Annotated in this window: 6 protein-coding genes; 2 read left to right on the top strand and 4 right to left on the bottom strand. The window is 42.0% G+C overall.

The genetic code is table 11. From position 1 onward, the window contains the following. Window positions 1-71: 71 nt before the first annotated feature. The 4 genes from CWB85_RS16525 to CWB85_RS16510 are packed head-to-tail and all read right to left on the bottom strand — an operon-like array spanning window position 72 to window position 4,595. Complete coding sequence (locus CWB85_RS16525; protein WP_138555480.1) at window positions 72-1,277, bottom strand: ABC transporter permease; 1,206 nt, start codon at window positions 1,275-1,277, stop codon at window positions 72-74. 9 nt (window positions 1,278-1,286) lie between these two features. Beyond that, window positions 1,287-2,600, bottom strand: coding sequence for an ABC transporter permease (locus CWB85_RS16520; protein ID WP_138555479.1), 1,314 nt, complete (start codon window positions 2,598-2,600; stop codon window positions 1,287-1,289). A gap of 3 nt (window positions 2,601-2,603) precedes the next feature. Then, window positions 2,604-3,314 carry an ABC transporter ATP-binding protein gene (locus CWB85_RS16515; protein WP_016709205.1) on the bottom strand — a complete coding sequence of 237 codons (711 nt, stop codon included), beginning with the start codon at window positions 3,312-3,314 and terminating at the stop codon, window positions 2,604-2,606. Between the two features lie 27 nt (window positions 3,315-3,341). Further along, the gene (locus CWB85_RS16510; protein ID WP_138555478.1) at window positions 3,342-4,595 is read right to left on the bottom strand and encodes an efflux RND transporter periplasmic adaptor subunit; all 1,254 of its coding nucleotides are present in this window, start codon (window positions 4,593-4,595) and stop codon (window positions 3,342-3,344) included. Window positions 4,596-5,377: 782 nt separating this feature from the next. On the opposite strand from CWB85_RS16510, the gene gltB reads away from it, so the two are divergent. Both gltB and CWB85_RS16500 read left to right on the top strand, forming a co-directional pair. After that, complete coding sequence (gene gltB, locus CWB85_RS16505; protein WP_016709207.1) at window positions 5,378-9,835, top strand: glutamate synthase large subunit; 4,458 nt, start codon at window positions 5,378-5,380, stop codon at window positions 9,833-9,835. Window positions 9,836-9,844: 9 nt separating this feature from the next. Continuing rightward, on the top strand, window positions 9,845-11,260 hold the full coding sequence (locus tag CWB85_RS16500) for a glutamate synthase small subunit GltD family protein (RefSeq protein ID WP_016709208.1): 1,416 nt from the start codon (window positions 9,845-9,847) through the stop codon (window positions 11,258-11,260). The last annotated feature ends 118 nt before the right edge of the window (window positions 11,261-11,378 follow it).

Here is an 11,378-nt window from a genome sequence, read left to right as displayed (position 1 = left end):
TTTTATTAGATAATGGTTTTATGAAAATGCTACACCGAATTATCTCAGTGTAGCATAGCTTAGGAAATGCTTTATATGCTTCGTGTGGCAATACTTGGTGATATGTTGGCGGCACGTTTTGCTGGGCCAAATACCGCAAGTAAGCTCATTACAAACACCATAAGTGCGGTGCCGGCAATATAGCTAGGTGGTAGTGCAGCAATTGAAAAGTGCTGCATTAAAAGTTGCCCGAGCAATAGTGCAGCTATTACACCGAGTATTAGGCCTGCAGTGCAAATCATCGCATTTTCCACTAAAAAGTAGTTAATGATGGCTGACTTTCTAGCGCCTAATGCACGGCGAGTACCGATTTGCTTGGTGCGTTTGCTGATATTAAATAAAGTTAAACCAAAAATCCCCAGCGCGGTGACTAATACTAAAATAGTGATTAATACAATTAGCATACGCATCATTAACGTATCTTGCGCCATGTAATTTTCTTTGGCTTCATCTAAGCCTCGTACGCGAATAATCACACGCTTGTCATAACTTTTTAGCATTTCATCTTCAATTGTACTGGCCAGTTGTGCACGTTGCTTAACATCGGTTCGAACAATAAAGTTGCCCGAAATATTTGGATTAATATAAGGGATCAAAGCGACATTATCAGGGCGGCTATCTTTCATCCAAGGGCCTTTTGCTTTTTTGATAATACCCACTATTTTAAGGGCGATATCGCCTAAATAGACTGTTTTTCCCAAAGCGTCAGTATCAGAAAATAACTCATCGGCTAATGTTTGGGTAATAATGGTCACATTGGCGCGTTGCTCATTATTATCAGTAACAATGACTTCACTTTCGTTAAAATTACGTCCAGATGCAAGTTCAAGTCCTAATGTGTTTAGCGCATGGTCATCGGTAAAAAAATATGCTGTTCTGGCGGAAAGCCCAGGTTCTGGGGCAGGGTTAATACTAAAGTCAGACGAACTGCCGCTACCAGAAAGTGGTGTATTACTAATATAGGCTGCATCAATTACGTTGGGTAGTCCACGTAACATCGTTTCGTCTAGCTCAAATTGCTGGTGACTTTCGACATCATTACCAAACAACATTACATGAAACGAAAATATTTCGTCTTCAGGATAGCCGGTTTCCTGGCTTAAGTAGCTGACTTTATCTTCGATTATAAATGCGGCATTACTGACAATCGCGGTGGTAATAGCTATTTGCAGTAATAACAATATGGCACCTATTTTTGAGCGGCATAGTGCGTGAAAAATTGGTTTTATTTCTAACATAATGTGCACCTATTGGCTCTTGAGGTAAATTGTCGGGTTGGTTTTACAGACTAACCACGCAGGGTAAAGCCCCGCTACAATACATGTTGTAATTGCAATAACAGGTGCACTGAGTAACATGGTGAAATCCATTGTGGCGATTGCTGAATAGTAATCATAGCTTTGACGAACACCCCAGAGCCCTAATTGAGCAAGTACTATACCGACTAAGCCACCAAAACAACCAAGCATAGCCACTTCAACAAGGTGTTGTAAAAAGACTTGTCGTTTACTGGCACCTAGTGCACGGCGGACACCTACCTCTGATGCTCTGCGCAAAAATTTAGCTAATAGTAAGCCAAGGATATTAGCTAAACAAACAGCTAAAAACATGAAGCTCAAGGCAACTAAGATTTTGTTGTCTTCACTGACGACTTTGTTGTACTGCATCCATTGGTTAACATCTCGTAAGCTATAAGTAAGCTCTTTACGATTGAAACGGCCATGCTTTTGTTGTTCTTCCATGTAAGCCATTAAAAAGTTTTCGTATTCTTGCTTTTGTTGTGCATCGTTTAGTTCTACCCAAAATTGAACCCACACCATTTCTGATTGTAACTTAGCTTTAAAGCTTCTAACGTCTTCATGTTTCCAGCCATTGGTGTTCCCCCAGTTGCCAAATTCTCTTGCTTCTACAAGGCTAAATGGTAAGAACATGCTTTCAGGTTCGTTAAAAACGCCATTATTTAAATCGTAGTATTTAACCACTAATGGCCAACTTTTTGTGACGCCGATGACTTCATAACTTTCGTTATCAAGGTAAAGAATCTTGCCGACAGAGTTTTTACCAGCGAATAGTCTTTCATTCAGTTCTTCACTTATTACTACGACAGGGGCGGCGTTTTCTTCTTGCTGTTGTGACCACTTATTACCGTACAAGAACTCAAGTTGAAACATCTCAAAAAATTCAGGGGTAGTCATTCGTGCACTTTTACTAAAAGGCTTAACAGTGTCTGAGTCGGTGTACACAGAAAAGCCACTGCGTAGCATACTTAAACGTTTACCTTCAGTATTAGCACGATATAAATTGGTAGCATCTTGATAGGTCAGTTGCATGGGGAGATTGTCGTCTGTCCACCACGTATGACCGTCATCCATTATTTGCAGTTGCACACTAAACAGTTGACTGCTTTTATGTGGAATAGGATCCGCCGACATCATGTGATAAACGCTTAAACTGGTCATGGTTACACCAATCCCGATGGCAATCGCCAGCACCATTAAAAAGCTCACTAACGGGGTGCGCTTAAAACTACGCCAACTTAAATCGAGGTAATGTAATAGCATAAGTTACACCCCAGCCACATTTTTAAGGGTTTGTGCCCCTTGGTATAAGGTAAAGTCGGCTAGTTGCCCATCGACTACCTGAATGTTACGCGGTGCGCGACGTGCAAGTTCTGGATCATGGGTCACCATAATGATGGTCGCGCCGTCACGATTAATTTGCTCAAGTAACTCCATCACTTGACGGGCCATTAGGCTGTCGAGGTTACCGGTTGGTTCATCGGCAAGTAAAAAGCGCGGCTTACCAGCAAGGGCGCGAGCAATCGCGACTCGTTGTTGTTGACCACCTGATAATTGCTGCGGCAAGTGCTTGGCACGTGAGGCTAAACCTACCTGCTCTAAACATTGCTCTATGCGGCGTTTACGCTCATTGGCTTTAATGCCTCTATAGCGCAGTGGTACTTCAATATTCTCGTATAAATTTAAATCAGGAATAAGGTTAAAACCTTGGAAAATAAAGCCAATTTTTTGGTTACGAACGTCGGCGCGTTGATTGTCATTGAGTTTACCGACATCAATGCCATCAAGTAGATATTGACCACTACTAAAAGGCTCTAACATACCTGCGATGTTTAAAAAGGTGGTTTTTCCTGAGCCGCTAGGACCGGTTACTGCAATGAACTCGCCTTCTTCTACGTGTAAATTAAAGTCACGTAATGCATGAGTTTGTACCATTTCTGTTTGGTACAGCTTGCTGATGTTATTCATCTTAAGCATGAGTTGCTCCTTGTAATATAGTTGTTCTTATCTAAGTAATAATGTTGGTGCTTGTTTAAAGTTGTCGTAACTGGATATGATCAGTTGATCACCGGGGCTGACACCTTGTAGCAATTCTATTGCGTTGATACTGCTTGCACCGGTTGTGATTTTTACCAGTTGCGCGGTATCGCCGATGACTTTGTAAGCTTGTGTACCACCTTGCTGCATGAATGCCCCGCGTTTTACTTGCAATACGTCATCACGGTTTTCTAATAAAATCCGTGCCGTTAAGCGTTGGTTTTGGCGAATACCTTCGAGCTCTTTATCAAAGCGCACTCGAGTGGTCACTTCACGATTATTAACTTCAGGTGAAATTGCCGATAACACACCGGTCACTTTTTTTGCCCCAAGTGTTAGCTCAACTTCCATTCCGAGTCCTAGCTCATTGGCATAACTTTCAGGTACTTGCAGTTGTGCTTCAAAGTTACTTAAATCAACCAAAGTCATCAAAGGTTGACTTTGCGTTACAGCTTCTTTTTGTTGCACCAGTAAGTTACCAACAATACCGTTGACGCTGGCTTTAATTGTTAAGTTGCTAACTTGGCGGTTTAAGTCATCCACAATCAATTGTTGACGAGCAAGATCACGCTCTGCTGCTTTGAGCTCAAATGCAAGGGTATCTTTTGCAAGTGTCACTTCTTGTTGAGCGTGTTTATAAGAAAGTTTGGCACGAGCGAGATCATCGACTGCTTTTTCTAAATCAATCTGGCTGATCAAGTTTTTTTCGATAGAAAGCTTAGCACGGCGGTTTTCTCTGTCTGCTGCATTAAGTTCTACTTGGGCAAGTTCTAATGTCTTTGTTAGGCTAAGTTTTTGGCGACGCGCTTCTAAATGCTTACGCTGTAACTCGCCATCAAGACGTGCTAATACAGATAGTTGTTGTTTTAATTCGTTGGTCAATTCTGGGCTTTCGACTAGCGCGATAGTATCACCTTGGTTAACTTGATCCCCAGCTTTTACCAGTAAATCAACGTAGCCACGTTGTGGGCTATACACTTTAGGGGCGGTTGCAGCGACAATTTTACCGCTGGCAGCAACATCACGAACTAGACGGCTCATATTAACTGTTGCGATCTGTAATGAAGCCCGATCAACAGAAATACTGCCTGAGTTACTACCCATAAACGCTTGGGCACACAAAGCAATAATGGCCAGTGTTAGTACAACAAGGGTGATGGGCTTTTTATAACTGCGTTTAGGTGTCACGCTAGTATCTTGTGCACTGGTATCTTTTATCATGGGTGATCCTTAAATATGTTTATCTTCGAAATAAGTGATCATCAAAGTCACTGCAAATACAGTGATAGGTGAAACTAAAAATAGACTGAGAATAAACATAAAGAGTGTCCTGTAATTAACTTGTACTGTTTATTCGAATATCGTGCCAACAATTAATTCATTAATTTTCAATTGCTTATCTTTTTATCGAGAAATAAATGTGTCCGTGGACAGATCAAGTGTCCGCGGCGGACAGTTATTCTCAATCGCTTTCCGTTTAGGGAAAGCGACTCACTGATTACATAAAACTGGAATGGGTAATTTATGCAATTATGCTTATTTTTATTGATAGTTATGCATTACTTTGCTAATTCTCAACGGGGATTAAAAACAAGTTAGTTTAAGCTTTTACTCTAAGTTGATTGTGGATAACGATTCACGCATACAGAAAACGATAATAAATAACAATATAGATAAAATGCACATAACGCAGTTTAATGAATAAATATTCACTTTTGAGTGTGTTTACGTTGACGTAAACTGCAGCATTGCTGTGGGGGCTTTTTTACAACTTGTTAAATATGACACCAGTGTCATAAAAAAATAATGGCTGAATTACCGCTAATTGTTAAAAATTAAGATGAAATAAAAAGATTGTTTTGTAGTGAGAAATATTCAAGAATGTGAATATGTATTCAAAATGCTATTGACTCTATGTATAATTGGCGATAGTTTTGACTGTCTGCTAGCACACCGTCAAAAAGGTCATTCATAGCTAGCTGTTGTAGCAAGGGGAGGGGTCTATGTTATACGACTCAAAATTAGAAAAAGATAATTGTGGCTTTGGCTTAATTGCCCAAGTCAATGGTCAAGCAAGTCATCGCTTAATTCGTACAGCGATCACGGGCTTAGACCGTATGGAACACCGTGGTGGTATTTCTGCCGACGGTAAAACAGGCGATGGCTGTGGTTTATTATTACAAAAACCAGATAGCTTTTTTCGTGCAATCGCCAGCGAGAATAATTGGCACTTGGGTAAAAATTATGCCGTAGGTATGATTTTCTTAAATTCAGATCCAGTACTTGCGCAAACAGCAAAAGATATATTGAGTGAAGAACTCGAAAAAGAAACCCTCAATATTCAAGGTTGGCGTGTTGTACCTACAGATCCATCGTGCCTAGGACCTATTGCGAAAAAGCAATTGCCAGGTTTTGAGCAAATTTTTGTAAATGCACCTGAAGGCTGGCGTCCAAAAGATTTAGAACGTCGCTTGTATGTTGCGCGTCGTCGTGCTGAAAAACGTTTGAGCAGCGATGAAGGCTTTTACATTGCTAGCTTATCGGGTCTTGTGACTATCTACAAAGGCTTAATGATGCCTGTGGATCTGCCTAACTTCTACTTAGATTTAGCAGATATCCGCATGACTAGTGCAATATGTGTTTTCCACCAACGTTTCTCAACTAATACGCAACCACGTTGGCCTTTGGCTCAACCGTTCCGTTATTTAGCGCACAATGGTGAGATCAACACAATTCAAGGTAACCGTCAGTGGGCACGCGCGCGCTCTTATAAATTCGCATCGCCGCTTATTCCAGATTTACAATCTGCCGCGCCTTTTGTAAATGAAACCGGTTCGGATTCATCAAGTCTTGATAATATGCTTGAGCTATTTTTAGCCGGTGGCATGGATTTATTCCGCGCTATGCGTATGCTTGTGCCGCCTGCATGGCAGAAAAACCGTGCTATGGATGATGACCTACGCGCGTTTTATGATTTTAACTCAATGCACATGGAGCCTTGGGATGGTCCAGCGGGCATTGTTATGTCAGATGGTCGCTTTGCAGCGTGTAACTTAGACCGTAATGGTTTACGTCCTGCGCGTTATGTGATCACTCAAGATGGTTTTATTACATTAGCATCAGAGGTGGGTATTTGGGATTACACCGCTGATGAAGTCGTTGAAAAAGGCCGTGTGGGTCCTGGTGAGTTATTAGTTATTGATACTCAACAAGGTAAAATTTGGCATTCAGATGAAATTGACCAAGATTTAAAATCACGCCATCCTTATAAAGCATGGCTTGAGGCCAATGTTAAACGTTTAACCCCATTTGAACAGTTATCAGAGCAAGATGCAGGCAACCGTTCATTTGATAATGAAACATTGCTTAAATACCAAAAAATGTTTGGTTACACTAATGAAGAGCTTGATAGCGTTATTCGTGTAATGGGTGAAATTGGCCAAGAAGCCACAGGCTCAATGGGTGATGATACGCCATTTGCAGTGCTTTCTGAGGGCAATCGCTCGTTGTTTGATTACTTCCGCCAAAAGTTTGCGCAAGTAACGAATCCACCAATCGACCCACTGCGTGAAAACCATGTTATGTCATTAGCGACGTGTATTGGTAGTGAACAAAACGTATTTAATGAGACTACGGGCCACGCAAAACGCCTACAGTTTGATACGCCAATTTTAATGTATGCTGATATGCAACAGTTACTTAGTGCTGACCAAGCGCACTACAGCTACTGTAAAATTGATATCACGTACAGTAAAGAAGAAGGTTTGGCAGATGCGGTAACCCGTATTTGTGATGAAGCACAAGAAAAAGCCGCTGGTGGCTGTGTCATGCTGTTTCTAAGCGACCGTAACTTTAGCGAAGATAGATTACCAATTCCTGCTGCTATGGCGGTAGGTGCTGTACAAAAACGCCTTGTTGATAATAACTTACGTTGTGAATCAAACATCATTATTGAAACCGGTAGTGTGCGTGATGCGCATCAATTTGCCGTCTTAATTGGCTTCGGTGCAACAGCAATTTACCCATACTTAGCTTATGAATCACTGGTTGCAATGAGTGATTCAAAAGTGATTAACAAAAGCTATTGTGAAGTTACGCTTGCTTATCGTAATGCCATCAATAAAGGCTTGTACAAGATCATGTCAAAAATGGGTATTAGTACCGTGGCATCGTATCGTTGTTCAATGTTATTTGAGGCGGTTGGTTTATCTGATGCGATTGTTGATACCTGCTTTAATGGTGTTGCAAGCCGTATTAAAGGCGCATGCTTTACCGATTTTGATGACGACCAGCGTAAACTACATACCTTGGCTTTTAGTAAGCGTAAATTACTGAGCCATGGCGGCTTATTAAAATATGTTCACGGTGGTGAATATCACGCGTATAACCCTGATGTTATTCAAACACTGCAAAAAGCAGTTCGCTCAGGTGAATACAGTGATTACAGTGTATATGCTGATTTGGTTAATAAACGCCCAATCGCTACATTGCGTGACATGTTAGCACTGAAACTGCCTGCGGAAGGTATCAGCATTGATGACGTTGAACCTGCAACTGAGCTATATAAGCGTTTTGACTCTGCAGCAATGAGTATTGGTGCATTATCACCAGAGGCGCACGAAGCACTAGCAATTGCGATGAACCGTTTAGGCGGTTGCTCAAACTCAGGTGAGGGTGGTGAAGATAAACTACGCTATGGTACTGAGAAAAACTCGCGTATCAAGCAAGTTGCGTCGGGTCGGTTTGGTGTAACTCCGCATTATCTTCGTAGTGCAGATGTAATTCAAATCAAAGTAGCGCAAGGTGCAAAACCAGGCGAAGGTGGCCAATTACCGGGTGAAAAAGTCACGCCGTACATTGCCAAACTGCGTTATTCGGTACCGGGTGTAACTTTGATTTCACCACCACCGCATCACGATATTTATTCGATTGAAGATTTAGCTCAGCTAATTTTCGATTTAAAACAAGTTAATCCTAAAGCGTTGATCTCAGTGAAACTGGTTTCAGAGCCTGGTGTAGGTACAATCGCAACCGGTGTTGCTAAAGCTTATGCCGATCTAATTACGATTTCAGGCTATGACGGTGGTACAGGTGCAAGCCCATTAACCTCTGTTAAATACGCAGGTAGTCCGTGGGAACTTGGCCTTGCTGAAACACAGCAAGCACTGGTTGAAAACGGCTTACGCCATCGTATTCGCTTGCAAACAGACGGTGGTTTAAAAACCGGTCTCGATATCATAAAAGCGGCGATTTTAGGTGCTGAAAGCTTTGGTTTTGGTACCGGACCTATGGTGGCACTTGGCTGTAAATATCTACGTATCTGTCATTTAAATAACTGTGCAACCGGTGTTGCAACACAAGACGATACATTACGTCAGAAGCACTATCATGGTCTTCCTGAGATGGCGATGAACTACTTTAAGTTCATCGCTCAAGAAGCACGTGAGATCATGGCAAGCTTAGGTGTAGCTCGATTAACCGACTTAATTGGTCGTCTTGATTTACTTGAAGCCATTGAAGGCAAAACGGCTAAGCAGCAAAAAATTGACTTATCGTCAGTGATTGCTCAGCCAAATAATCCAACGGGTGAAACCTTGTATTGCAGCGCGCCAAATTCGTCGCATTACTTAGGTAAGTTAAACGAAACGTTATTAGCTAAAGCACAGCAAGCAATTGATGAAAGTAGTGGTATCTCACTGGTGAGCCGTATTTGTAATACCGACCGCTCAGTGGGCGCAATGCTCTCTGGCTATATTGCTGATAAGCATGGTAACCAAGGCATGGCCGCAGATCCTGTATCAATTGAACTACATGGTACAGCAGGGCAATCATTCGGAGTATGGAATGCTGGTGGTCTTGAAATGACCCTTGTTGGTGATGCGAACGATTACGTTGGTAAAGGCATGGCTGGTGGCAAGTTGGTGATCCGCCCACCATTGGGTTCATCATTTAAGAGTCATAAAGCAACCATCGCAGGTAATACTTGTTTATATGGTGCAACTGGCGGCAAATTATTTGCTGCAGGTTGTGCGGGTGAGCGCTTTGCTGTTCGTAACTCAGGCGTACAAGCAGTTGTTGAAGGTGTTGGTGATAATGGCTGTGAATACATGACTGGCGGCGTAGTGTGTGTGCTGGGTAATGTCGGTGTGAACTTTGGTGCAGGTATGACTGGTGGTTTTGCCTACATTTTGGATGAGCGCAATGATTTTGAAAAACGCATTAATCCAGAGTTAGTTGAAGTGGTGTTATTAGATGAGTTAGCGTCACACCAAGAGCACCTACGTGGGCTTATTGCTGAGCACTTAGAACTTACAGGTTCAAGCCGTGCAGAAAGCATTTTAGCTAAGTTTGAAAGCTATTTACCAAAATTCAAATTAGTTAAGCCAAAATCAAGTGATGTAAAAAGTTTACTCGGGCATCGCGCTCGCAGTAGTGCTGAACTTCGTGTTCAAGCACAGTAAGGGGGTAGTATGAGCGAGAATGTATATCAATTTATAGACGTGCAGCGGGTTGATCCCCGCAAAAAGCCGATTTCAGCACGTAAAAAGTCATTTGTTGAAATTTACGAACCCTTTTCAGAGAATCAAGTAAACTCGCAAGCGGATCGTTGTCTTGATTGTGGTAACCCATATTGTGAATGGAAATGCCCAGTACATAACTATATTCCACAGTGGTTAAAGTTGATTCGTACTGGCCGTATCCTTGAAGCGGCGGAGTTATCACATAGAACGAACAGCTTGCCTGAAGTGTGTGGCCGTGTCTGTCCGCAAGACCGTTTATGTGAAGGTTCATGTACATTAGACGAAGAGTTTGGTGCAGTAACGATTGGTAATATTGAAAAATACATCACCGATACAGCATTTAAAATGGGCTGGAAGCCTGATATGTCTTATGTGGTATGGACAGACAAAAAAGTCGCCATTATTGGTGCAGGGCCTGCAGGCCTAGGTTGTGCTGATATTTTGGTACGCAATGGTGTAAAACCTGTGGTATTTGACCGTCACCCGGAAATTGGTGGTCTATTAACCTTTGGTATTCCATCATTCAAACTTGAAAAAGAAGTAATGCAAAAACGTCGTGAAATTTTCACTGAAATGGGTGTTGAGTTTAAACTTAATACTGAAGTGGGTGTTGATATTACGATGGATGAAATATTGGCAGAATACGACGCAGTATTTTTGGGAGTGGGGACTTATCAAAGTATGCGTGCGGGCCTTGAAAACGAAGATGCACCAGGTGTTCATGATGCATTACCGTTTTTAATCGGTAACACAAACCGCGTAATGGGCTATGACGAGTCAAATCAAGCTTATATTGATATGGCAAACCAAAAGGTAGTTGTACTCGGTGGTGGTGATACCGCGATGGACTGCGTCCGAACCTCAATTCGTCAAGGTGCCACTAAAGTAACTTGTGCGTATCGTCGTGATGAAGAAAACATGCCAGGCTCTAAACGTGAAGTTAAAAACGCCAAAGAAGAAGGTGTTGAATTTACGTTTAACGTGCAGCCAACCGGTATCGTATTAAATGATGCTGGCCATGTTGCGGGCGTAAAAATGGTTAAAACCCAAATGGGTGAGCCAGATGAAAACGGCCGTAGTCGTGCTGAGATAGTTGCTGGCTCTGAGCATATCATTGAAGCCGACCAAGTACTTATGGCATTTGGTTTCAAACCACACAAAATGGACTGGTTAGAAAAATATGATGTAGAGATTAACCACTGGGGCGGAATTAACGCACCAGAGCAAGGTGAGTTTACACATCAAACAACCAACCCTAAAATCTTTGCTGGCGGTGATATTGTGCGTGGCTCTGATCTAGTGGTAACCGCAATCTTTGAAGGGCGTAACGCCGCGGAAGGGATCATGGACTACTTAAAAGTCTAATTCTTTCATGTCTATAAATGTAAAAAGCAAGCCAATTGGCTTGCTTTTTTTATGGCTTCAGTAATAGCTTTATACCAATCGTGTTAAGTTACTGACCATTTATAGCGACAGATTCATG

Source organism: Pseudoalteromonas sp. S1727, from assembly GCF_005886375.1.
Lineage (GTDB): Bacteria > Pseudomonadota > Gammaproteobacteria > Enterobacterales > Alteromonadaceae > Pseudoalteromonas > Pseudoalteromonas haloplanktis.
Note: the sequence above shows the minus strand (reverse complement) of the source record. Positions and strands in the feature narration are given on the sequence as shown.